The 23,119-nt window shown below is 67.2% G+C and carries 17 protein-coding genes and 1 other RNA gene; 5 read left to right on the plus strand and 13 right to left on the minus strand.

Going from position 1 to position 23,119, the window contains the following annotated elements; genetic code table 11:
* The first annotated feature begins 361 nt into the window (after positions 1-361).
* Positions 362-1,654, plus strand: a complete 1,293-nt coding sequence (locus tag DYQ94_RS09450; protein WP_126965370.1) for a DEAD/DEAH box helicase — start codon at positions 362-364, stop codon at positions 1,652-1,654.
* Between the two features lie 59 nt (positions 1,655-1,713).
* Here the strand turns inward: DYQ94_RS09450 and DYQ94_RS09455 are convergent, their stop codons facing one another.
* Positions 1,714-2,046 carry a DUF6172 family protein gene (locus tag DYQ94_RS09455; protein ID WP_160955100.1) on the minus strand — a complete coding sequence of 111 codons (333 nt, stop codon included), beginning with the start codon at positions 2,044-2,046 and terminating at the stop codon, positions 1,714-1,716.
* 113 nt (positions 2,047-2,159) lie between these two features.
* Between DYQ94_RS09455 and DYQ94_RS09460 the strand changes: the two genes are divergently transcribed.
* Together DYQ94_RS09460 and DYQ94_RS09465 are read left to right on the plus strand one after the other, a co-directional pair.
* Positions 2,160-2,594 (plus strand): SDR family oxidoreductase, encoded by a 435-nt coding sequence (locus DYQ94_RS09460; protein WP_202397561.1) that lies wholly within the window; start codon positions 2,160-2,162, stop codon positions 2,592-2,594.
* Positions 2,591-2,725, plus strand: a complete 135-nt coding sequence (locus DYQ94_RS09465) for a hypothetical protein (RefSeq protein ID WP_255419557.1) — start codon at positions 2,591-2,593, stop codon at positions 2,723-2,725. Before DYQ94_RS09460 ends, DYQ94_RS09465 begins: the two co-directional genes overlap by 4 nt.
* A gap of 195 nt (positions 2,726-2,920) precedes the next feature.
* Here DYQ94_RS09465 and DYQ94_RS09470 read toward each other — a convergent pair whose 3' ends face one another.
* The 3 genes from DYQ94_RS09470 to DYQ94_RS09480 form a co-directional block, all read right to left on the minus strand.
* A complete protein-coding gene (locus tag DYQ94_RS09470; RefSeq protein WP_160955101.1) occupies positions 2,921-6,010 on the minus strand; it encodes an efflux RND transporter permease subunit in 3,090 nt (1,029 codons plus the stop codon).
* Positions 6,007-7,152, minus strand: a complete 1,146-nt coding sequence (locus tag DYQ94_RS09475) for an efflux RND transporter periplasmic adaptor subunit (RefSeq protein WP_126965372.1) — start codon at positions 7,150-7,152, stop codon at positions 6,007-6,009. Before DYQ94_RS09475 ends, DYQ94_RS09470 begins: the two co-directional genes overlap by 4 nt.
* Positions 7,153-7,229: 77 nt before the next feature.
* Complete coding sequence (locus DYQ94_RS09480) at positions 7,230-7,847, minus strand: TetR/AcrR family transcriptional regulator (protein ID WP_039517156.1); 618 nt, start codon at positions 7,845-7,847, stop codon at positions 7,230-7,232.
* Positions 7,848-7,935: 88 nt separating this feature from the next.
* Between DYQ94_RS09480 and DYQ94_RS09485 the strand changes: the two genes are divergently transcribed.
* The gene (locus DYQ94_RS09485) at positions 7,936-9,411 is read left to right on the plus strand and encodes an efflux transporter outer membrane subunit (protein WP_126965373.1); all 1,476 of its coding nucleotides are present in this window, start codon (positions 7,936-7,938) and stop codon (positions 9,409-9,411) included.
* A gap of 202 nt (positions 9,412-9,613) precedes the next feature.
* Here the strand turns inward: DYQ94_RS09485 and DYQ94_RS09490 are convergent, their stop codons facing one another.
* The 3 genes from DYQ94_RS09490 to DYQ94_RS09500 all read right to left on the minus strand — a co-directional run bounded on the left by DYQ94_RS09490 (position 9,614) and on the right by DYQ94_RS09500 (position 12,320).
* Positions 9,614-10,045 (minus strand): VirK family protein, encoded by a 432-nt coding sequence (locus DYQ94_RS09490; RefSeq protein ID WP_126965374.1) that lies wholly within the window; start codon positions 10,043-10,045, stop codon positions 9,614-9,616.
* Between the two features lie 545 nt (positions 10,046-10,590).
* A complete protein-coding gene (locus tag DYQ94_RS09495; RefSeq protein WP_104543873.1) occupies positions 10,591-12,000 on the minus strand; it encodes an FAD/NAD(P)-binding protein in 1,410 nt (469 codons plus the stop codon).
* Positions 12,001-12,243: 243 nt separating this feature from the next.
* Positions 12,244-12,320: non-coding RNA, sX9 sRNA (locus DYQ94_RS09500), on the minus strand.
* 212 nt (positions 12,321-12,532) lie between these two features.
* On the opposite strand from DYQ94_RS09500, the gene DYQ94_RS09505 reads away from it, so the two are divergent.
* Positions 12,533-13,309, plus strand: a complete 777-nt coding sequence (locus DYQ94_RS09505; protein WP_126965375.1) for an SDR family NAD(P)-dependent oxidoreductase — start codon at positions 12,533-12,535, stop codon at positions 13,307-13,309.
* Positions 13,310-13,690: 381 nt separating this feature from the next.
* On the opposite strand, the gene DYQ94_RS09510 is transcribed toward DYQ94_RS09505, so the two are convergent.
* The 6 genes from DYQ94_RS09510 to treZ form a co-directional block, all read right to left on the minus strand.
* Positions 13,691-14,323, minus strand: coding sequence for an NAD(P)H-binding protein (locus DYQ94_RS09510; RefSeq protein ID WP_160955102.1), 633 nt, complete (start codon positions 14,321-14,323; stop codon positions 13,691-13,693).
* 16 nt (positions 14,324-14,339) lie between these two features.
* Positions 14,340-16,502, minus strand: a complete 2,163-nt coding sequence (glgX, locus tag DYQ94_RS09515) for a glycogen debranching protein GlgX (RefSeq protein ID WP_016901662.1) — start codon at positions 16,500-16,502, stop codon at positions 14,340-14,342.
* Positions 16,503-16,626: 124 nt separating this feature from the next.
* Complete coding sequence (locus DYQ94_RS09520) at positions 16,627-16,800, minus strand: DUF2934 domain-containing protein (RefSeq protein WP_160955103.1); 174 nt, start codon at positions 16,798-16,800, stop codon at positions 16,627-16,629.
* Between the two features lie 13 nt (positions 16,801-16,813).
* Positions 16,814-19,417, minus strand: coding sequence for a malto-oligosyltrehalose synthase (gene treY, locus DYQ94_RS09525; RefSeq protein WP_160955104.1), 2,604 nt, complete (start codon positions 19,415-19,417; stop codon positions 16,814-16,816).
* A complete protein-coding gene (malQ, locus tag DYQ94_RS09530) occupies positions 19,414-21,363 on the minus strand; it encodes a 4-alpha-glucanotransferase (RefSeq protein WP_160955105.1) in 1,950 nt (649 codons plus the stop codon). Before malQ ends, treY begins: the two co-directional genes overlap by 4 nt.
* Positions 21,360-23,117, minus strand: a complete 1,758-nt coding sequence (treZ, locus tag DYQ94_RS09535; RefSeq protein ID WP_160955106.1) for a malto-oligosyltrehalose trehalohydrolase — start codon at positions 23,115-23,117, stop codon at positions 21,360-21,362. The genes malQ and treZ overlap by 4 nt, the downstream gene beginning before the upstream one ends.
* Positions 23,118-23,119: the final 2 nt, after the last annotated feature.

A 23,119-nucleotide genomic window follows, 5' to 3' on the forward strand; every position in this document is an offset into this window, starting at 1 on the left:
TAGTAACTTTCTGGTGCGGTGCCCTCGCCGGTTGCGGGACCCTCGGCGGCATGGATGCCGCCGAGGAGCCTCCACGGACGGATTCACGGCGTGTCCCGCAAGCGGTGAGGGCACCGCGCACTCGACGGACCAGTCTTTTGATTCAAACATCTGATCGCCCCTAAGAATCTATGGGTCGAAGTCTTGACTGCGTTACGCATTGTGCCGCGATGGACTTGGACGATATGGAGAGATGCGCTGCCGAGCGGCGGCGCTGCGCTCTGGTTGCGGCGCCCTGCCCGCCCATCGATGCATTGCCCAGCGGCAACCCCGCATGACGTCCCACCGACCATTGCAGCGCAAATGCCTGGATAATCGGCCCATGTCATTTGCCCATCTCTCGCTGTCGCCACAGCTGCAGCCATTCTTCGACACTGCACTGGCACGCGCCGGTCACCACACACCCACGCCAATCCAGCAGCAGGCCATTGCGCCGATGCTGCAGGGGCGCGACCTGATCGCGATGGCGCAGACCGGCTCGGGCAAGACGCTGGCCTATGCGCTGCCGCTGCTGCAGCAACGTTGCCTGGCGCCCGACACCGCGCCGCGCGTGCTCGGTGCGCTGGTGCTGGTGCCCACGCGCGAACTCGCTGCGCAGGTGGAAGACACCTTGCGCCAACTGGCCGCGCATCTGCCGCGGCGGCTCAAGATCGTGGCGGCCACCGGCGGCAGTTCGATCAATCCGCAGCTACTCGCCCTGCGTGGTGGTGCCGATATCGTGGTCGCCACGCCCGGGCGGCTGCTGGATCTGGTCGACCACAACGCGCTGCGCCTGAGCGAGGTCGCCACACTCGTGCTGGATGAAGCCGACCGTCTGCTCGAGCTGGGCTTCGGCGCCGAGCTCGATCGCATCCTGGCCTTGCTGCCGACGCAGCGCCAGAGCGTGCTGTTTTCGGCCACGTTTCCGCCCGGCATCGCCTCGCTGGCCAAGCGCCGCCTGCGCGACCCGCTGCGCATCACCGTTGCCGCCACCCCGGAGGCTGCGCCTGCGATCGAACAACGCGCGATCGCCGTCGATGCCGGCCAGCGCACGCAACTGCTGCGCCACCTGCTGCAGGAGCATGGTTGGTCGCATGTGCTGGTGTTCGTCGCCAGCCGGCACACCGCCGAAAAAATCGCCGAAAAACTCGGCAAGACCGGCATCAACGCGCAGCCGCTGCACGGCGAACTGAGCCAGGGCCGCCGCGAGCGTACGTTGCACGCCTTCAAACAGCGCGAGCTGCAGGTGCTGGTAGCCACCGACCTGGCCGGACGCGGCATCGATATCGATGCGCTGCCGGCCGTGATCAATTACGACCTGCCGCGTTCAACAGTGGATTACACCCACCGCATCGGCCGCACCGCACGCGCCGGCGCCAGCGGCCTTGCGATCAGCTTCGTCACGGCAGAGAGCCAGCCGCAATGGCGTTTGATCGAAAAACGCCAGGGCCTGCGCGTACCGACCAGCGTGGTCGCCGGGTTCGAGCCGAGCCCGGCGACCGCGGCGCCTGCAACACAGATGCCGAACAACGGCACGCGCGCTGCGGACGACAACGGCGGCATCAAGGGCAGGCGGCCGAGCAAGAAGGACAAGCAACGCGCCGCAGCGGCGACACAGGCAGGCAAGCCCGACTGAAGGCGGTGCGTGACACCTGACGCGCTGTCGTCACGCCGAGGCGGACACCACGCGAAGACTCAGTCCTGCTCGAAATCCAGTTCGCCGCCCGCGGCGCTGTCGCCATCGGCACGCGGAGTCCGCTTGCCGGGCTTGCGCAGGATTTCCACGAAGAACTGCCCGCCACCTTCGCTGGTGAGCGCATTGATCGAGCGGATCAGCTCGGCCGGCGGCAGCGGCGCAGCACTGGCCTCGTCCACCCCGAAGCGCATGTCGAAATCCCAATTATCCGCTCCTTCCGGCAAGTCCTTGCGACGCTCGCGGCGGATGTACTTGCGGATATCGTGCTTGCTGGATTCCAGCAGACGGTCGCGGTTCTTGCCTTCGAGGTTGAGCTGGTAGGTCTTGCGCATGGCGACATCGGTTGGGAGCTGGCCGCCTATTGTGAGGCCACACGGGCATTCTGGGTGAATGGCCGGGGATTCGGTGGCCGGCGGCATGGGCGCAAGCGTTTGCCTGCCTCGGCGTGGAGAACGCAACGCGCGCCCTGCGCCAGCATAGATACACGCCGCCGCTACGGCGCGACGGGCGGCCCGTCGATGCAGGCTGGCACAGGCGGGCAGGCCGCCGCCGCCTCATGCACGACGATGGCGTGTCGCACACCTCGGCCTGCCACCTGGCTGCCGATGTCAATGTGAAAGGCGTGCTCAACGTGGCCGCAGCGGTGCTGCCGCAGATGATCAAGCAACAGTCCGGCCACGTCTTCAATACTTCCTCGATCGCCGGGCGCAAGGTGTTTGGCCAGGGATTTGCGGTGTCCTCGGCAAGCAAGTTTGCAGTGACCGCATTCACCGAAGGCCTGCGGATGGAAGTCGGCAAGAAGCACAACATCCGCGTCAACCGGGCATCGTCGCAACCGAGCTTCCGGCACAGACCACCGGCGCGGAATATCAGGCCATGATGCCCGGTTATGCCGGCACGGTTCGCATGCTGGACCCGATGGATAGTGCCGACACTATCCTGTTCGCGGCGCACGCACCGTCCAACGTCAACATCGCCGAAGTCTTCGTGCTTCCGACCGACCAGGTCTGAGTCTCCGCCTCACCAGGCAAACCGCAAGGCACGGACGCGCTGTCGTCTGTGCCCTGCGCGGCGCCACGGTTCCCGCACGCCGGCCTGCCGGCCGGCTGCCAGTTCCTCGCAGGCCGCGGCGGCGGCCCACGCGGGTGAACGACCTCGCGCCGCCGCCTTCGATAATGGCGGCTTGGCCGCCCTGGCCGGGCGGCATCAAACGTGCTGCGTCGCTGCCCGGGTGCTACCGGAATCGGGCCGGATCTTGAACCAGATCGAATACATCGCCGGCAGGAACACCAGCGTCAGGATCGTGCCGGCCAGGGTGCCGCCGATCAGCGTATAGGCCAGCGTGCCCCAGAACACCGAATGCGTGAGCGGGATGAACGCCAGGATCGCCGCCAGCGCGGTCAGGATCACAGGGCGCGCACGCTGCACGGTGGCTTCCACCAGCGCATGGAACGGGTCCAGCCCTTCGGCCTCGTTGTGATGGATCTGCCCGATCAGGATCAGCGTGTTGCGCATCAAAATGCCCGACAACGCGATCAGGCCCACCAGCGCATTGATGCCGAACGGTTGCTGGAACAGGATCAGGGTCGGCACCACGCCGATCAGGCCGAGCGGGCTGGTCAGAAACACCATCACCATCGCCGAGATCGAACGCACCTGCAGGATGATGATCAGCAAGGTGGCCGCCAGCATGATCGGGAACAGCGGCAGCATCGCGGTGGTTGCCTTGCCGGATTCCTCGATCGAACCGGCCTCCTTGATCTGGTAACCGCTGGGCAATGTGTCGATGATCGGCTGCAGCTGCCTGGTGATCGCCGCCGAGACATCCGGCGGCTGCAGTTGGTCGTCGACATCTCCGCCCACGGTGATCGTCGGCACCCGATCACGGCGGCGCATGATCGGCTCTTCCATCCGCACATCCACCTTGCCCACCTGCGACAGCGGCACGCGCTGGCCGTTGGCACCGGCCAGGGTGAAGTCGGCGATGCGTGCCGGATCGAAGCGCGTATCGCCAGCCGAGCGCGCCATCACCTGCACGCTGCGGATATCCTCGCGCACCAACGTGACCGGCACGCCGCTGAGCAGGAACTGCAGTTGCTGCGCCACCGCGGTCGAGGTCAGCCCCAACGCCTGCAGGCGGTCCTGGTCTAGGGTGAAATGCAACGTGGGCGTGCGCGTGCCCCAGTCGGTGTTGACGGTGCGCAGCATCGGGCTGTCCTGCATGACCTGCCTGACCTGCGCGGCGATGCCACGCACCACCTGCGGGTCGGCGCCGCTGACCCGGTAGGCCACCGGAAACTGCGAGTACGGGCCGAAGGTGAGTTGGGTCACGCGCACGCGTGCTTCGGGGGCCAAGCCTTCGGCAACGGCCTTGCGCATGCGCAGCTTCAATGCGTCGCGCTTGTGCTGGTTGTCGGTGCGCACCACGATCTTGGCGAACGACGGATCCGGCAACTCCGGGCCCATCGCCAGGAAGAAACGCGGCGCGCCCTGGCCGATATACGCGGTGACAATCTTCGCTTCGTCCTGTTTGGCCAGCCAGGCTTCCAGCTTGGCCGTGGCCGCGCTGGTCTGGGTGATCGAGCTGCCGTACGGCAGTTGCACTTCGACCAGCACTTCAGGGCGATCGGAGATCGGGAAGAACTGCTTCTTGACGATGCCCATGCCCAGGATCGCAAGCACGAACAGGCCCACCACCGAGCCGGCCACCAACCACTTGCGCGCGATGACGCGTGCCAGCGCATTGCGGAAGCGGTTGTAGCGCGGCGTGTCGTACAGCGCGGCGTGGCCGCCTTCGATCTTCTTCAGATCCGGCAGCATCTTGACGCCCAGATAAGGCGTGAACACCACTGCCACCACCCACGACACAATCAGCGCGATCCCCACGATCCAGAACATGTTGCTGGTGTATTCGCCGGCAGTGGAGGCGGCAAAGCCGTTCGGCATGAAGCCGACCGCGGTCACCAGCGTGCCGGACAGCATCGGCGCGGCGGTATGGCTCCACGCATAGGCCGATGCGGCGACGCGGCTATAGCCTTCCTCCATCTTCACCACCATCATCTCGATCGCGATGATGGCGTCGTCCACCAGCAATCCCAGCGCCAGGATCAACGACCCCAGCGTGATGCGGTCGAAGTTCTTGCCGGTGGCCAGCATCACCACGAACACCGCCGCCAGCGTCAGCGGCACCGCGGCCGCCACCACGATACCCACGCGCCAGCCCATGCTGACGAAGCACACCAGCATCACCACCAGCAGTGCGACGAAGAACTTGGTCATGAACTCGCCCACCGACGCGTCGATGTTGACCGCCTGATCGGTGACCTTGCTCAGGGTCATGCCCAGCGGCAGCTCGGCATTGATTGCGCCCACTTCGCTGTCCAGCGACTTGCCCAGATCCAGCCCGTTCCAGCCATCGCGCATGATGATGCCCAGCAGCAACGCCGGCTCGCCGCCACTGCGGATCATGAAGGTGGACGGATCTTCGTAGCCGCGTTTGACCGTGGCGATATCCGACAGTTTCAGGGTGCGGCCCTGCACCACCAGCGGGGTGTCGCGGATCTTCTGCAGGCTGTCGAGCGCACCGTCCAGGCGAATGAACACCTGCGGCCCGCGCGTCTCCACCGAACCTGCCGCATTCAAGGTGTTCTGCGCATTGAGCGCGGCAAACACCTCCTGCGGATCCACGCCCAGCGTGGCCAGGCGCTCGTGCGAGAACTCGACAAAGATGCGCTCGGGCTGTTCTCCGATGATGTTGACCTTCTTGACGCCCGGCACGTGCAACAGGCGCTGGCGCAGGCTTTCCGCATCGCGCGCAAGCAAACGTTGCGGCTCGCCCTTGGCCTTGAGCGCGAACAGCGCGAAGGTGACGTCGGCATATTCGTCGTTGACCATCGGCCCGATCACGCCGGCCGGCAGGTTGCCGACTTCGTCGCCCACCTTCTTGCGCGCCTGATAGAACTGCTCCTGCACCTGGCTGGGTGGTGTGCTGTCCAGCAAGGTCAAGGTCGTGAACGCAAGCCCGGGGCGCGTATAGGTTTCGCTGCGGTCGTACCAGCGCAGCTCCTGCAGGCGCTTTTCGAGTTTCTCGGCGACCTGGTCCTGCATTTCCTGCGGCGTGGCGCCGGGCCAGGCGGTCACGATGGTCATGACCTTGACGGTGAAGGCCGGGTCTTCGGCCCGGCCAAGCTTGAGGAAGGCGACCAGGCCGGCCAGCGAAATCAGGACGATCAGGAACAGCGTGATCGAGCGCTCGCGCACCGCCAGCGCGGAAAGATTGAACCGGCCTTCGCTCACGGCTGCGCTCCTGCCGCGGCCGCGGCCTTGGCGCCGGTCGTGGCGCCGGCGGCAGGCGCAATCGTGTTGACCACCCGCACCTGCTCGCCGTCGCGCAACAGGTGCGCACCCAGTGCCACGATGCGCTCACCGCGCGCCAGCTTGCCGGCAACCGTGGCATGGTCGTCGTCCAGGCCCAGCACCGTCACCGGCCGCCAGCGCACCTTGGCCGGATTGCCGGCAATCACCCACACGCCCGGCCCCTTGCCGGCATCGAACAGCGCGGCCAGCGGCACCTGCAGCCCGGCCTGCGGGCCGGCGGCCGTGCCATCGGCGATGCGCAGGCTGACGGTGGTGCCCAGCGGCGCATCGCCCAGTGCGCCATCGAGCACGTAACGTGCCTCGAAGGTGCGGGTCAGCCGGTCGGCGCTTTCGGACAGCTGGCGCAAGGTCGCCGGCACGGTGACAGCGGCATTGCCGAACAAGGTGGCCTGCGCCACCGAGCCGACCTGCGGGCGCAGGGTTTCCGGCAACTGGATCACCGCCTCGCGGCGGCCGGCATGCGCCAGCCGCACCACCGGCTGCCCGGCCGCGACGACCTGGCCCGGTTCGACCAGCGTCTCCATCACCACGCCATCGGCGTCGGCCAGCAGGTCGGTGTAGCGGTTGGCGTTGCGGGCTACTTCGGCCTGCGCTTGGGCGGCGCTCAGCTGCGCCCTGGCGGCGTCGGCGGCGGCCTTGATCTGGTCGTAGGCCGAAGCCGAGATGGCGCCGGTGCCACGCAGATCGCGGTAGCGCGCTTCATCCTCACCCGCCTGCTGGGCGCGCGCCTGCGCGGCCGCCACCGCGTCCTGCTGCGCCCGCGCGGCGAGCTTGAGGTCGACCGGGTCGATCCGCAGCAGCGGCTGGCCACGTTTCACGCGCTGGCCGGCATCGACCAGACGCTCCTGCACCTTACCGGCGACCCGGAACCCCAGGTCGCTCTGTACACGGGCCGCGACCGTGCCGGAGAAGCTGCGCGCCGCTGCACCAGCTTCTTCGACGATGGCCACCCGCACCAGCGGAGCCGCGGTACGCGGGTCGGAGGGGGGCGCCTTGCCGCAGGCAATCAATGCCAGCGGCAGCACACAGAAAGCGGCAGAGGTAACGAGGCGCCGATGCATGGCAAATCCAGGAGCGAGCTGATGAAGGCTCGCATCCTGAGACTTGTGACTAAATCAGTCAATAGTCACAAACGAATTTAGGGCGATAGGCTGCGCAGCACCAGGCTCGACAACAGCACCGGCACCTCGTCGGCCTGCTCCAGGCTGTGCTGCAGCAGCAGCGGGTTCATGTAGGGGCGCAGCACCATGTAAATCGCCTGCGTGGCCTCGTCCAGTGGCGTCTTGCGCTCGAAATCACCACTTTGCCGGCCTTGCTGCAGCACATCCTGCAGCAGCGTCTGGATGCGCACTTCATAGGCGCGGACCGATTGCCAGCGCTCGGTGGCCGCCGAGGTGGCGATCTCGTACAGCTTGCGATCCTGGAAGAACAGCCGGAGGCTCGCCTCGATCATCACCTTGAAAAGCCTGCGTAATTTTTCCGGCGGCTGCTCCGCCTCGTCGACCGCGGCACGCACCTCGGTCTCGATTTCGCGCAGGCAGTTGCTGCAGATCATCTCGCCGATGGCCTGCTTGGATTCGAAGAACTTGTAGATATAGGCCTTGGAGAACCCGATCGCCTTGGCCAGGTCCGAAACCGCGGTCTTCTCGTAGCCGTAGCGGCTGAAATGCTCGGTGGCCGCAATCACGATCTGATCGCGCACGTCATGGTCGGCCGGGCCGCGGCCCGAAACCGGATAGCTGGATGTCTTGCTCATGCCGCCAGCTTAGCGCCCCAGCGCCCCACATACAAAAGTGACCATTTCGTATTATAGTCACACCTTATCCCTGCCCGCCCGGTCTGCCATGTCCCCGTTCCGTCCTGTTGCCCTGCTTGTCGTTGCCAGCCTTGCCACGGGCTGCGCAGTCGGTCCGACCTACACCCGCCCCGCAGCGCCCCTGCCAGACCGTTATGCAGGCCAAGCGGCAGTCGAAGTGCGCCCGGCAGCGCGACCGGCCGAGCTTTCGACCTGGTGGACCGGCTTCGACGACGCCGACCTGAGCCGCTACGTCGCCCAAGCGCTGGCGCAGAACCTGGACCTGGCCCAGGCCACCGCGCGCGTCACCCAGGCCCGCGCCGGCCTGACCGCCGCCACTGCTGCGCTGCTGCCTTCAGGCAACATCAGCGGCAACGCGACCCGCGCCTACCAGTCATTGGAAACGCCGCTCGGCCAGGTGCTCAACAGCACGCCCAACTTCGACCGCTACGCCAGCAGCTACGAAGCCAACCTGGGCGCGAGCTGGGAGCTGGATCTGTTCGGCGGCCTGCGTCGCGGGCGCCAGGCCGCACTGGCCGACTACCAGGCCAGCGAAGCCGGCGCCGCCGCCACCCGCCTGGCGGTGGCGGCGCAGACCGCCGATATCTACATCAGCATCCGCGGCCTGCAGGCACGGCTGGAGGTGGCGCAGCGCCAGGTCGCCACCCAGCAGGGCCTGCTGTCGATGGTGACGCTGTTGCATGGCAAGGGGCTCGCGCCGGAGTTGCAACTGCACCAGGCGCAAGGCGCGCTGGCACAGGCGCAGGCCTCGGTGCCCGGCATCGAAAGCGCCCTGGTCGCGGCGATGAACGCCCTGGACGTGATGCTGGGTGTGCCGCCTGGCACGCACCGCGCGGAACTGGCCGCCACCAAACCGATTCCGCTTGCGCCGCGGATCGCCGAGACGGGCACGCCCGGCGACCTGCTGCGGCGCCGCCCCGATCTGATCGCGGCCGAGCGCAGGCTGGCAGCGTCGAACGCGCGCATCGGCGTGGCGATGGCCGAGTACTACCCCAAATTCTCGCTCAGTGGACTGCTCGGCAGCGCCACCGCGATCTCCGGCGCCAACCTGTTCACCGGCGATGCCAGCCAGTCCGCCGGCGTGCTGGGCCTGCGCTGGCGGCTGTTCGACTTCGGCCGCATCAATGCGCAGATCGCCCAGGCCAAGGGCCAGGAAGCCGAGCAGCTGGCGGCGTATCGCCTGGCGGTCCTGCGCGCCACCGAGGACGTCGAAAATGCATTCACCGCACTGGTCAAACGCGAACAACAAGCCAGCGTGCTCGCGCAAGGCGTGGACGCACTGGGCAAGGCGCGCACCGCGTCGGCGCTGGCCTACGAAAAGGGCGTGGTCAGCCTGATCGAAGTGTTGAATGCCGACGAGCAGCTGCTTCGCGCGTCCGATGCGCAGGTGCAGGCGCGCACGGATGCCGCGCGCAGTGCGGTGGCCACCTTCAGGGCGCTGGGTGGCGGCTGGCAATCCAGCACCGCCGACGCAGTTGCGCTGCAGCAGTCGTCACCGCGCTGACGCAAGCACGGACAAGGTCGCTAACGGGCAACCGCAAACTGCGGCGCTTGCCTCATATCGGTGGGCGTCGTCTGTGCGCCAAGCGGGTCCTGCATCCTTGGCGGAAGAAAACTCGCTGTCCTCTCCGCGACCCGGGTGCAGATAACGACTGCGCGTCGCCGTGCACGCGATGGCTGCTGCAGCCCGCGCAGTCGTCATGTGGTCAACCGGCGTGGAAACGGATGCCTTGATTGATCGTGCATTGATACGCCAGCACTGGCCCGCGTTGCTGCAGACCCGGCAGGTCGTACATGTAGGTGGTGAAACGCACGCTGCCATCCGGGCGCAGCTGGTAGCGCATGAACTGCTGAATCGGCTTGCCGTCGTTGGCCACGGTGAAGTGCGAACCAGAGAACGCGGCAGTGCCGTCCTCGGTGATGCGGTACGCATCGATATGGCGGCCGCCACGGGTCTGGGTGACCGGCGTGCCTTGTTCGGGTGTGCAGCGGCCAAGATCGGTGGTCAGGCTGACGTCGTAACCGGATTCCAGGGCTGCGAGCACTTCCGCACGGGTATTGAGCGATTCGCTGGCCCAGGCGGGCAGCGCGCAGGCGCACAGCGTGGCGAGCAGGGCAGCGGGAGCAAGACGGGGCATGGCGAACTCCAGGATGAGGGAAGGAAGCGACCTGGACTGTAATCAGCCCAGGGCCGTCAACATGACCCAGTCCTGTCTGCAACGGCGCACTGCGCTACGCATCACGCGGCATGATTGCGCTGTTTGGCGATGTCCGCGCGAGATTGCGCCGTGCGGGCTATGCCTGCGCGCGCAGAGGCCGTTTGTTGCGTGATCGGGCGCTTCTATCGCCAGAAAAAGACGAAGGAATGTCGGTCGACGACAGACGACAGACGACAGACGACAGACGACACGAGCATTACGCAAACGTCTGATGCACACACAAAAAAATGCTGCTACTGGCGAGCGTCGACCGGAAGCAACTTTTTCAAAGCGGCATCATCCAACCCCACGGGGCTGCGCGCCTACCCTCATCCGGCGCTGGCGCGCCACCTTCTCCCGATGGGAGAAGGGTTCAAGATGCAGGGTGATGAGGCACTCTCTCGATGAGAGAAGGCCCAAACTCGCACTCGTCACAGCTTCAACTTCATACAACCATCAAAAAGCTGCAATGCAAATCCACCCAGCTACAAGCGCGCATTGACCTCGCGCCGCACCTGTTCCGGCTCCGGCTGTAACGCCGGCATCGCGCCCAGCAACAGACGGTCTGCCAGGGCACGTGTGGCCACACGCAACTCCGGCACGGCGGTGATTTCCCAATAGCGTCCGCGTAGCAGCGGGCCCACGCAATACAGCCCCGGCACGATCTGTCCGGCACCATCGCGCACGCGCAGTTGCGCATCGGTGTCCACGCCCAGGCCCAGCGGATCGGCACGCAACAGCCCAGCCTCGCGCATGCCGGCGATCAACGGGTCGCTGGTGCGGTCGATATCGGTGTCCAACCCTGTGGCGCGGATCACCGCATCGTAATGATCGGTCTGCGCGTCGGCCGATCCACGCGGGCGAATCACCGCTTCCACGCCATCGGGCACCCAACGCGCACGCAGCAGGCGCGCTGCGACGATCTGCAGTTGCCCCGATTGCTGCAATTGCGCCAGCTGTTCCGCTGCGCCCGGCGCAACGCGGTGCCGCGCCACCTCCCAATACGGGCGCAGATGGCGCAGGAAACGCGCACGCTGCGGCAACTCCAGCCGCTGCCACAGCGGTTGCAGATGCGGGCGCAAGGCATCCACCACGCGTCGCCAGTCGTCGACCACTGCACTCAATTGCCGTACGCCGCGCAGCAGGCCACGCAGGTCGGCATCCTTGAGTGCGCGCTGCAGATGCGGCGGCAATTCCAGCGCTGCACCCGGCTGGCGCAGATGCGCCTGCGGCGCAAGGCCGCGTCGCGAGATCGCCAGCAGGCGGCCACGATGCCCGCGCGTGTGCAGGGTCAATGCCACATCCACCATGGTCAGCCCGGTGCCGACGATCAGCACATCGTCGTCCGGCGACAGGCGCGCCAGGGCATCGCCCTGCCACGGCCAGCCGATGTAGCGCGGATGCACGCTCAGGCGCGGGCCGATCCCGGCCAACGCCTGCGGCTGCAGTGCGCCCACCGCCAGCACCACCCGATCGCTGTGGAAGGCATCGCCATTGGCCAGGAACACGCGAAAGCCCTTGCGCGCACGCTCCACCGCCACCGCTTCCTGCGACAGCCGCACGATCGACGCCTGCGCGCCACTGACCGCGGTATCCAGCTCGCTGCGCAGATAATCGCCATAGGCAAGGCGCGGCAGGAATTCCAGTCGCCCGCTGTCGCCCAGATGCAGGGTATCGGCGAAGGCGCCTGGCGCCTGCGCATCGATGCCCAGGTCCTTGGCACGCACGTTGAGCAGGTGCTCCGGCCGGGCGGCACCATAGGCGATGCCGCTGCCGAAGGTCTCGGTCACGCCGACCAGGGTGATACGCACCTGCGCATCGGCCGTCTGCGCCAGCGCACGGACCAGCGCGGTGCCGCAGAAGCCGGCACCGATGACGGTGATATGGGTTTCCATGTGCAACTCCCACTGAATGACCCGCACGTTGTGCCCGCAGCGCGGCGCAAACGTGTAAACAAATGGTTAGCGGCGAGCAATCGAAAACGCATGAGCTGATCATGCTTGGTGATGAGGCTTGCGTTGCAAGCTGCGTGCGCACGGTATTGCACAAAGATGACAGCGCACGCGGCCGCAGCCAGGTGTCGGTGCATGGCCCCCAACCTGGCTCGCAGCGCAGCGCTGCGCACCGCGATTTGGGGTGGCTGACAACACGTAGCGAGCAATCGCTCGGGGCGTGTGGACGGCGCGCTCAAAACCTGAGGGTACGTGTAGCACATGGCAATTCCGAGCACCGCCGCACGCCTGAGGATGAGCGCAGTAGATCGCATGCCCCGTTACGCGCGGTGGCCGGCGCGTCGTTGGCAGAAGCGGTGGAAGTTGTGGAACGGAGAGCAGACATTGCGATGCTGCGTTCAACACTGCAACGGCGCCGAGCACCGCGTCATGACCGGGCTGCTCGATAATGTCGGTTTCCGATCGAGTGTCCGCCATGTCCATTTCCGCAGCACCCACGCAAATCTCGCCGCGCAATCAACGCGTGCTGATCGCCGGCGGCAGCCGTGGCATCGGCCTGGCGATTGCCGAAGCGTTCGTCCGCAACGGCGCGCAGGTCTCGCTGTGCGCACGCAATGCCGATGGCCTGGCACAGGCCGCCCACGCGTTGGCGCCTCATGGAGCCCCGGTACACACCTTCGCCTGCGACCTGTCGGACGCTGCGCAAATCGAGGCCTATGTGCAGGCCGCAGCGCAGGCACTGAATGGTCTGGACGTGGTGATCAACAACGCCTCCGGCTATGGACATGGCAACGACGATTCGAGCTGGCAAGCCGGCCTGGACGTGGATCTGATGGCCGCAGTGCGCTGCAATCGCGCCGCGCTACCGCACCTGCGCAACAGCGACGCGGCAGTGATCCTCAATATCAGCTCGATCAATGCGCAACGCCCCACACCACGTGCGATCGCCTATTCCACCGCCAAGGCGGCGCTCAATTACTACACCACCACGCTGGCCGCCGAGCTCGCCCGCGAGCGCATCCGCGTCAACGCGATCGCTCCAGGCTCTATCGAGTTTCCGGACGGGCTATGGGCCCGCCGCCGCGATGAAGAACCGGAGCTGTATGCCCGCATCCGCGACAGCATCCCGTTCGGCGGATTCGGTCAAGTGCAGCACATCGCCGATGCGGCGTTGTTTCTTGCATCGCCGCAGGCGCGCTGGATCACCGGACAGGTACTGGCGGTGGATGGCGGGCAGTCGTTGGGGGTGTGAGCGGGGATTTGTGCTGGCGAACACGCCGATCCGCTGTCGGCCAACCGGTAGGAGCGTGCCTGCGCGCGACGAAGCTCTATCGGTAACGCCCCGTCGCGCGCAGGCACGCTCCTACGAACAGCCGGCGACCGGTTCCTTTATCCGCGACACCTTCGCGACGACGGGCGGGTGCTGATGGATGATGGATGATGGACAGTCGTTGGGAGTGTGAGCGGGGATTTGTGCTGGCGGAGATGCCAGTCTGCTGCGCGTGAACCTGTAGGAGCGTGCCTGCGCGCGATGAAGCTACTGGTAATGCCCCGTCGCGCGCAGGCACGCTCCTACAATACGGCGGCGCCTCACCTCTATCCGGCTGCCTCGCGACGAGGCGATGAGGCGGCGTTAGCCAACCAACTCCGCCGCCTCGACGCTGTGCTCGCCACGCGCCGGTGCCAGCGCGGCGCTCACCATGGCGGCGGCGATGCGTTCGGCCGGGTTGATGCGGAAGCGGCGTGGTAGCAGTGGGCCGAGCGCGCCCAGCACGAGGCTGCCGATGTGTTCGCCGGTGCGCCGCTGCTCGCGTTCGCCGCCGATCAGGCCCGGGCGCACGAAGGTGAGCGAGGGGAAGCCGACCGCGCGCAGGTCGCGTTCCAGTTCGCCCTTGACGCGGTTGTAGAAGATGCGCGAGTGCGCATCGGCACCGGCCGCCGAATTCAGCACGAACACCGAGGTGCCCTGCGCGCAGACGGCGCGTGCCAGCGCCATCGGGTAGTCGTGATCGATGCGGTAGAACGCCTCGCGCGAGCCGGCCTGTTTCATCGTGCTGCCCAGGGCGCAGATGGCCGCTTCCATGCGCGGCGCGGTCCAGTGGTCCAGGCGCTCGAAATCGATCACATGGTTGCGCAGCTTGGGATGGATCTGCGACAACGGCCGGCGCGTGATCGCCACCACGCCGGTACAGCGCGCGTCGGCCAGCAGCTGTTGCAAAACATGTCCGCCGACCAGACCGGTGGCCCCTGCCAGCAGCACGTCCATCAGACCGCCCCTGCCATCAGCGTGCGCCCTCGGAGACGATGCGTGCGCTGCTGGCGATGCGATCGCGCTCCACCGCCAGCAAGGTCAGCGAGTGCGCCGGCGCCTTCCATTCGCTGCCGCCGGCCACCACGCGGCCGCCATGGCGTGCGGTGTCGACCAGTACGCGCCAATGTTCGTCGTGCATCGCCGGCAGCGTGAACGACACGCTGGTGGAGGCGGCATTGATCAGCATTAGCAAGGTCACGTTGGCGGCGATCTCGCGCAGACCGGTGGTCGGTGAGCGGCCATCCAGGCGCAGCATCAGCGCGCGTGCTTCCGGGTCGTGCCAGCCGGCTTCGTCCATCTCGTGACCGTCCGGTGCCAGCCAGGTGAGATCCTTCAGGCCCAGCGCTTCGTCGAACTTGCCATCGAAGAAACGGGCGCGATGCAGCAGCGGATAACGCTGGCGGATACGGATCAACCGCCGCACGAATGCAGCCTGATCGGCGGCGGCGGCCTTGGTGGCGGCAGTCCAGTCGATCCAGGTCAGTTCGTTGTCCTGGCAATACGCGTTGTTGTTGCCGTTCTGGCTGTGGCCGAACTCGTCACCGGCCAGCAGCATCGGCGTGCCCTGCGACAGCAACAACGTGGCCAGCAGGTTGCGCATCTGTTGGCGGCGCAGCTGCTTGATGGCCGGGTCGTTGGTGTCGCCTTCGACGCCGTAATTGGCCGAGATGTTGTGGTCGCTGCCGTCCCTGCCCTCTTCGCCGTTGGCGAAGTTGTGCTTGCCTTCGTAGCTGACCAGATCGCGCAGGGTGAAGCCGTCATGCGCGGTGACGAAGTTGACCGACGCAGTGGGGCGGCGGCCGCTATGGTTGAACAGGTCGGCCGAGCCGGTCAGGCGCGTGGCCAGTTCGGCCAGCTGACCACCGTCGCCACGCCAGAACGCGCGCACGTTGTCGCGGAACTTGTCGTTCCATTCCACCCAGCCCGGCGGGAAATTGCCGACCTGGTAACCGCCCGGGCCGATATCCCACGGCTCGGCGATCAGCTTGGTCTGGCTCAGTACCGGGTCCTGGCGCACCGCATCGAGAAAGCTGCCCGACGGATCGAAGCCATAGCGCTCGCGGCCGAGGATGCTGGCCAGGTCGAAGCGGAAGCCGTCGACATGCATTTCCTGCACCCAGTAGCGCAGCGAGTCCATCACCATGCGCAACGCGCCGACGTTGGTCAGGTCGAAGGTGTTGCCGGTGCCGGTGTCGTTGATGTAGAAGCGGCGATCGTCGGCCAGGCGGTAGTAGCTGGCATTGTCGATGCCCTTGAACGACAGCGTCGGCCCCAGCTCGTTGCCTTCGGCGGTGTGGTTGTAGACCACGTCCAGCAGCACTTCCAGCCCGGCGTGATGCAGGCGCGCCACCATCTGCTTGAACTCGGCCACGGTGCGCGTGGACATGTAGCGCGCCTGCGGCGCGAAGAACCCCAGCGTGTTGTAGCCCCAGTAATTGCGCAGGCCTTTTTCCAGCAGGTATTGGTCGTCGACGAAGGCGTGAACCGGGAGCAGCTCCACCGCGGTGACGCCGAGCGAGCTGATGTGGTCGATCAGCTCGTCGGTCTTCAGGGCCGAGAAGGTGCCGCGATTTTCCGGCGGCACTGCCGGATGCAGCATGCTCAGCCCGCGCACGTGCGCTTCGTAGATCACCGTACGGTTCCACGGCGTTTGCGGCGGGCGGTCCTGGCCCCAGGTGAAGGCCGGGTCGATCACTGCGGATTTGGGCATGAACGCGGCGCTGTCGCGACGGTCGAAGCTCAGATCCTTGTCGCGGTGGCCGATGGTGTAGCCGAACAGATGCGGCGCCCATTTGAGCTCGCCGACGATCTGCTTGGCATACGGGTCCAGCAGCAGCTTGTTGTGGTTGAAGCGATGCCCGGCCTCGGGCGCATAAGGTCCATGCACGCGGTAGCCGTACAGCTGGCCGGGGCGTGCGTCGGGCAAATAGCCGTGCCAGACCTCGTCGGTGTATTCGGGCAGCGCCAGGCGCTCCTGCTCGCGGCCACGCTCGTCGAACAGGCACAGTTCCACCCGGGTGGCGTTGCGCGAGTACAGCGCGAAATTGACCCCCAGGCCATCCCAGGTGGCGCCGAGCGGGTTGGGACGGCCTTCGCGAATGCGCGAGCGCTGAGTGAACTTGCGGGTGGCCATCGGTAACTCCTGAGAACGGTGAACTCAAAACGCTGAGCGAATGCGGGCGCCTGCGTGCCTGGGCACGCTCACCCTGGCACGGCACAGCCTGCAGGGTGAACCATGCAAGGTGACAGAGGCACCGTTACTGGCGTGCAGTTACCGGCGGGCCGGCCTGTTCGGCGGCGCGCTCTTCGGCATCCACCAGCCGTTCGGCCATGGCCCAATGCCGATCTGCGTGGCCGTCCGGGCGGCCTTCGGCCTCCCAGATCTCCTGTGCCAACTGGCGAAGCCGCGCTTGCCGTTCCATGTCGTTCATTGCTTACGTTCTCTTAGGGGGTCAACAACACTGCCACTGGCGCACGTGCAAACAGCGTGGATATCGCCACGCGGCCGCCTTGCGGCTGCAGTGTGCTGCCATCGAGCACATTACGATACGTGGCGGGCGGCAATGCCAACGACGCCTGACCCCAGTTGGCCGGCGGCACCAGCAGCGGCAGGTCGCCATCGCCCTGGTTGCCGGCACCCAGCCGCGTCACTGCCACCACCAGCGACTGGCCGCGGTACTGGCGGCGGAACGCCAGCACCTGCGCATCGCCGCTGACCGCCACGGTCAAGGGCTGATAATCGCCCTTCGCAAACAGCGACGGATGATCGGCACGCAGCTGCAACAGCAGTGCGGTGAGACGTGCCTTGACCGCGCCATCGCGCCAGCTGCGCAGCAGCGTGTTCCAGTCGCGCGCCTGCGCCAGCCACTGCTGGCGCTGCGCGTAGTCGACCGGGCGGCGGTTGTCCGGGTCCACCAGCGACAGATCCCAGCCTTCGGTGCCCTGGTACAGGTCGGGCACGCCCGGCACGGTCAGACGCAACGTGGTCTGCACCAGCGCGTTGCGCGCACCGGCGGCGGCGATGTGGTTGCTGGCGCGCAGCAGCGCCCGCCGCAGCGGCAACCCGGCGCGGCTGCACAGCACCTGCTCCACGGTGGCCTGCACGGCCTGCTCGTAGGCCGGCGAGCCATCGGTCCAGCTGGTGTGCAGCTTGGCTTCGCGCACCGCCTTGAGCAGCCACTGCGCAATGCGCTCGGCGTACTCGGCCAGCGGTTCGGTCTGGTCAGCGCCCAGGCCGATCGGCCAGGCGGCCACCAGGGTCTGCCAGAGCATCTGCTGGTCGCCACCGGCCAAGGCCGGCGAGTCCAGCGTCTCGGTCAAGGCATCGAACTGGCTGCTCTGCTCGATCCACCAGCGCGGTTGCTCGGACAGCACCGCCAGCCGCATGCGCAGATCTTCGCCGCGCTTGTGGTCGTGCGTGGCGGTGGCCAGCAACGCGCGCGGGAAGTGCTTGGCGCGTTCGAGATTCTGCGCGTGGAACTCGGCCGCGTCGTTGGCGAAGTGGGTCGGATGGCTGCCGACCTCGTTGCGCGACAGCAGCACGCCATGCCGGTAGAACGCGGTGTCTTCCACCGACTTGGCATTGAGCGGTGCGGACAACTGCTCCACGCGACGACGCAGGATGCGCCGCAAGGCGACCTGCGCGCGGTCGGCGCCGGCATCGTCGAGCAGCCAGCGCTCGATCGCGTCGACAGCCGCAACGATCGACTCCGGCATGCCCTCGCGCGCACGCGCGGCAGTGGCGCGCAGGCGCTCGGCTTCGCTGCCGGTCACGCCCTTGGCACCGGCGTAGGTGCGGTACACCGGAAACCAGCGTAGCAACACGCACAGGCCGCGCGCCAGCATCTGCGGGCTGAACTCGCGCGTGGGCGGGTCCAGTCGCGCCAGTGCCGACAACGCACCGACGGCGCGATTGAATTCGGTCTGCAGCGGGCCGCGCAGGATCTCGTCGCGTGCGCTGCGCTCTTCCTGTGCGAAATCGCCACTGCGTCCGCTCACCTTTTGCCAGGCACGCGCCAATGGCTTGAAGCCGGCCGGGTCATGCAGCACGCCGCCGACCTGGTCCATGAAGTCGTAGCCGGTGGTGCCATCGCAGGGCCAGTCGGCCGGCAAGGCTTCGCCGGGCGCCAGGATCTTTTCCAGATACAACCCCAGCGTGCCGGGCTTGAGGCCACGCGTGCGGCCGGCCGCATCCAGCCGGCTGCGCAGCTTGCGCACATAGCCGGTGGGGTCGGTGAGCCCGTCCACATGGTCGATGCGCAAGCCATCCAGGTGACCTTCGGCCACCAGCCGCAGCGGCAGCGCATGCACCGCGTCGAACACCGCCGGCAGCTCCACGCGCAATGCCACCAACGAGGTGATATCGAAGAAACGACGGTAGTTGAGCATGTCGTTGCCCACGCGCCACCAGTTCAGGCGGTACGGCTGGCGCTCGATCAGCTTGTGCAGACGGCCATCGCCACGCTTGGCGCCGTCGTTGTAGTCGCGCAGCCATTGCGCGCGGGCGGTCTTTTCCGGCACCTCCAGCGTCTGCGGACGGATCGGGTAACGCTGGTCGTAATGCGCCAGTGCCGCGCTGCCGTCGTCCTCCACCACCAGCGTGATCAGGCCTTCGGCCAGTGCGGTGGCATACGGGCGGTCCAGCACCGCCAGCCACAACTTGCCGTCGCGCCCGGGGGCGCGCCAGTCGATGTCGAACCAGTCGGCATGCTTGGCGCTGCGGCCATTGCGCAGCACATCCCACCACCATGCGTTGTCCGCATGGGTGGCCATGTGGTTGGGCACGATGTCGGCGATCAGGCCCATGCCGTGCTCGCGCGCGGCCTGCGACAGGGCGATCAGCGCGTCTTCGCCGCCGAGTTCGGGATTGACCACGGTCGGGTCGATATTGTCATAGCCGTGCGTCGAGCCCGGCACCGCAGTGCCGATCGGCGACAGGTACAGATGGCTGATGCCGAGGCCGGCGTAATACGGCACCTGCGCGAGCGCATCGTGCAGGGTGAAGCCGACATGCAGCTGCAGGCGGGCGGTGGCGCGAAGTTCGATCATGGATGCGGTTCCGAAACAGCCGCGACGCGACGCGCCTCGGCAAAGCCCTGCAGCGCCGTACTCAGGCGCGCATGCGGCAAGGGATCGGGCAGGCGTCGACGCCAGTTGGGATGGACCTCGACGGTGCCCGGCAGATTGGGTTGTTCTTCCAGCGCCAGCGCGTCTTCCACCGGCAGCAAGGCCAGGGGCGAGACGCTGGTGGCGGTGAAGCGCAGCGCGCCCAGCAGCGGGTCGTCCGCCGCGGTCAGGCCGGCGTGTTCGACCGCCGCATCCAGGCGTGCCAGATCCTTGCTGCGCGCGGTGGCGTCATCGCTGGCCTGCGCGGGCTGGATCAGTTCCAGCTTGCGTCGCCAGTCGATATCGCGGCCTTCGCGCCAGCCGGTCAGGGTGGGCAGATCGTGCGTGGTGGTGGTGGCCACCGCATCCGGCCGCCACAGCGCCGGCGAGACGAAGGCGCCATCGTCGTCGCGGGTGAACATCAGCACATCGATGCCCATCACCCCGCGCCGTGACAGTTCCTCGCGGATGCCCGGCGGCACCACGCCGAGGTCTTCGCCGATCACGATCGCCCGGTGCCGCCACGATTCCAGCGCGAGCAGGTTGAGCAGATCGTGCAGTGGATAGGCCAGATACGCGCCTTCGTTGGAGCTGGCACCTTCCGGCACCACCCACAGCCGCAACAACCCCAGGATATGGTCGATGCGGATGCCGCCGCGGTCGCGCAGCACTGCGCGCAGCAGCGCGATATACGGCGCATAGCCGCTACGCCGCAATGCGGTGGGCGAATACGCACCGATGCCCCAGTGCTGGCCGTCGGCATTGAAGGCGTCCGGCGGCGCGCCCAGCACCAGGCCGCGCAGCACGGTGTCGGCGGCTGCCGCGGCTTCGGCGCCATTGGGATCGAAGCCCACGGCCAGATCGGCGATCAAACCGATCTTCATGCCGCGCTCGTGCGCCTCGCGTTGCGCATCGGACCAGCTGCGCGCCGCCAGCCATTGCGTGAACACGTGCAGCTGCGGATCGCCGTCGCCGAAATCCTGCGCGGCAAACCGTGCAAAGCCCTCCAGCGCCTCGCCCCCCTCGCTGCGGAAGGCAGCCAGATCGGGGTGATCGGCGGGCACGCGGGTGTAGAGATGGCGCAGCAGCTGCCACTTGGCCTGCGCCGAGGCCGGCCAGTCGATCAGGGCGCTGTGGTGCAGCGTATCGAAGCGCTCGCGCAGGCCGGGCACCTCGTTGATCGCCTCCAGTGCGAGCTCGCCCAATACGCGCACCGGTGCGGCATGCAGGGGATCGAGAAAACGCCGGTCGCTGGGCGAATACGGGCTGTAGCCGCCGGTGACCGGGCGCGCGGCATGCACCGGGCTCAGGGCCAGGGCATCGGCACCGGCCAGTGCGGCATGCCGCACCCATTCCACCGTGCCGGATGCGTCGCCGATGCCGGCGTCGTCGATGCTGCGTGCCGAATACACCTGCAGCGCCATGCCCCAGGCACGCGGTGCCGGCAGGCCACAGGCATCGGCCACGCTGAAGCAGCGTTGCGGGGCGACCGCAACCTGCTGGGTCAGGCTGCCGATCTGCAGCGTCCAGTAGCCGAAACGCTGCGGCGCACGCACCTGCCCCTGCGCATCGGCATGCGCCGGCTCGCTGGCGCCGCTGTCGTCCAGCCAGCGGCCGCTGGCATTGGCGGAAACCGACACCGGCAGCAACCCGGCCACCTGCACGGTCAGCAGCGGCGCCGGCTCGGTGGCTTGCGCCTTGCAGCGACGCAGGCTGTCTTCGCGCTGCGCAGCGGTGCCGGCAGGCAGTTCCAGCGCGGTGAGCACCGCATGCAGCGATTGGTCGGACACCTGCCGTGGCTGGTCGCTGGCATCCACCCAGTCCACCATCACCCCGGCCGCGCCGGCCAGCGCATGCAGATCGCTCCTGCTCAGATCGCGGGTACTCATGCGCGCGCCTCGTGCCAGGCGATGAAGCCATCGACCGGCAACTGCTGCGCATCGGCAGCGACGTTTTCGACATGCGCCACGCGGCCACGCAACGGCGGCATCGGCACCGCCGAGGCGCCGACGTTGAAGGCGATATGCCACAGCCCGTCGGGCAACTCCCAGCTGGCGGTCACTGCACCGTCGGCCAGCACGCTGGCGCCCACCGCGCGCGCCTGTGCAAGCCCCGGCACCAGCCACTGGCGACGCACGCCCAGCAGCGCCTTGAACCAGGCTGTCCACTGCACGCCTTCGCCCTGCGCGGCGTCTTCGATCGGCGAGCGCGAGGCGGCGAAGGTGTCGTGGCTGTTCGGATCGGGAATGGTGGCGCGCTGCGCTTCGTCGGCGAATGCGGCGAAGTGGGCGAATTCGCGACGGCGCCCTTCGCGCACTGCATCGTCCAGCGGCGGGCCGAAGTCGGTGAAGAACAGGAACGGCTGCGTGGCGCCCCACGGCTCGCCCATGAAGAACAGCGGAATCATCGGCGTCAGCGTGGTCAGCGCCAGCGCAGCACGCAGGCGTTGCGGCGACACCAGCACGCTCAGCCGCTCGCCGCGCGCACGGTTGCCGATCTGGTCGTGGTTCTGCGCGAAGACCACGAACTTGTGCGGCGGCAGCGCCCCACTGGGCTCGCCGCGCACATGCCCGCGCGGGTCCGGCTCGCCCTGGTAGGCGAAACCTTCGCCGAGCACGCGCGCCAGGTGTTCGGTGGGCTTGTCGGCAAAGGCGGCGTAATAGCCTTCCTCTTCGCCGGTCAGCAGCACATGCAGGGCGTTGTGGAAATCGTCGTCCCACTGCGCGGTGTAGCCGCGTTGCAGCTGCGACGCCTGGTTGGCCTCGTTTTCCAGCACCAGATGCACATGGCGGCCGGCCGGCAGGCTGGCCTGCACGGTCTGCCGCAAGGTATCCAGGAAGGCGTTCGGGGTGATCGCATGCACCGCATCCAGGCGCAGGCCGTCGAAGCCGTATTCGTGCAGCCACATCAGCGCATTGTCGAGAAAGTAACGCTGCACCTGCGGCTTGCGGAAATCGATCGCCGCGCCCCACGGCGTGGGCTTGTCCTCGTTGAAGAACGGGGCGGCATAGCTGTGCAGGTAATTGCCGTCCGGGCCGAAGTGGTTGTAGACCACGTCCAGCAACACCATCAGGCCGTGTCCGTGCGCGGCGTCGATCAGCGCCTTCAATTGGTCCGGCGTGCCATAGGCTTCTACTGGTGCATACGGCAGCACGCCGTCGTAGCCCCAGTTGTGCGCGCCCGGAAATGCGCTCAGCGGCATCAGCTCGATCGCGGTGATGCCCATCGCCGCCAGCTGCGGCAGTTGCGCCTGCACACCGGCATAGCCGCCGCAGGTGCCGACGTGCAGTTCGTAGATCACCGCCTCGCCCCACGGCCGTCCCTGCCACTGGGTGTTCTGCCAGGCGTAGCCATCGCTGCGCTGCACGGCGCTGGGGCCGTGCACGCCCTCGGGCTGCCAGCGCGAGGCCGGATCCGGCACCGGTTCGCCGCCATCGACGCTGTACCGATAGCGCGCATCCGCCGCGCATTCGATCACCGCGCTGAAGAAGCCATCCTGCGCGGCCTGCAACGCGATGCGCGCGCCGTCGTCGAAGACCACTTCCACGCTTTTGGCGTCCGGTGCCCAGAGCGCGAAGCGCACCTGTCCCTCACCCGCTGGCCATGCACCCCATGCCGGCGTGGTGTCGTTGCGCTCGTTCATTC

Origin of the sequence: Xanthomonas sp. LMG 8993 (genome assembly GCF_009835065.2) — a bacterium.
In the GTDB taxonomy this organism is placed as follows: Bacteria; Pseudomonadota; Gammaproteobacteria; order Xanthomonadales; family Xanthomonadaceae; genus Xanthomonas; species Xanthomonas arboricola.

Coding starts and splice junctions, on each gene's coding strand:
- DYQ94_RS09450 (WP_126965370.1), top strand. CDS start 362: ATGTCATTTGCCCATCTCTCGCTGTCGCCACAGCTGCAGCCATTCTTC.
- DYQ94_RS09455 (WP_160955100.1), bottom strand. CDS start 2,046: ATGCGCAAGACCTACCAGCTCAACCTCGAAGGCAAGAACCGCGACCGT.
- DYQ94_RS09465 (WP_255419557.1), top strand. CDS start 2,591: ATGATGCCCGGTTATGCCGGCACGGTTCGCATGCTGGACCCGATGGAT.
- DYQ94_RS09475 (WP_126965372.1), bottom strand. CDS start 7,152: ATGCATCGGCGCCTCGTTACCTCTGCCGCTTTCTGTGTGCTGCCGCTG.
- DYQ94_RS09480 (WP_039517156.1), bottom strand. CDS start 7,847: ATGAGCAAGACATCCAGCTATCCGGTTTCGGGCCGCGGCCCGGCCGAC.
- DYQ94_RS09485 (WP_126965373.1), top strand. CDS start 7,936: ATGTCCCCGTTCCGTCCTGTTGCCCTGCTTGTCGTTGCCAGCCTTGCC.
- DYQ94_RS09490 (WP_126965374.1), bottom strand. CDS start 10,045: ATGCCCCGTCTTGCTCCCGCTGCCCTGCTCGCCACGCTGTGCGCCTGC.
- DYQ94_RS09495 (WP_104543873.1), bottom strand. CDS start 12,000: ATGGAAACCCATATCACCGTCATCGGTGCCGGCTTCTGCGGCACCGCG.
- DYQ94_RS09505 (WP_126965375.1), top strand. CDS start 12,533: ATGTCCATTTCCGCAGCACCCACGCAAATCTCGCCGCGCAATCAACGC.
- DYQ94_RS09510 (WP_160955102.1), bottom strand. CDS start 14,323: ATGGACGTGCTGCTGGCAGGGGCCACCGGTCTGGTCGGCGGACATGTT.
- glgX (WP_016901662.1), bottom strand. CDS start 16,502: ATGGCCACCCGCAAGTTCACTCAGCGCTCGCGCATTCGCGAAGGCCGT.
- DYQ94_RS09520 (WP_160955103.1), bottom strand. CDS start 16,800: ATGAACGACATGGAACGGCAAGCGCGGCTTCGCCAGTTGGCACAGGAG.
- treY (WP_160955104.1), bottom strand. CDS start 19,417: ATGATCGAACTTCGCGCCACCGCCCGCCTGCAGCTGCATGTCGGCTTC.
- malQ (WP_160955105.1), bottom strand. CDS start 21,363: ATGAGTACCCGCGATCTGAGCAGGAGCGATCTGCATGCGCTGGCCGGC.
- treZ (WP_160955106.1), bottom strand. CDS start 23,117: ATGAACGAGCGCAACGACACCACGCCGGCATGGGGTGCATGGCCAGCG.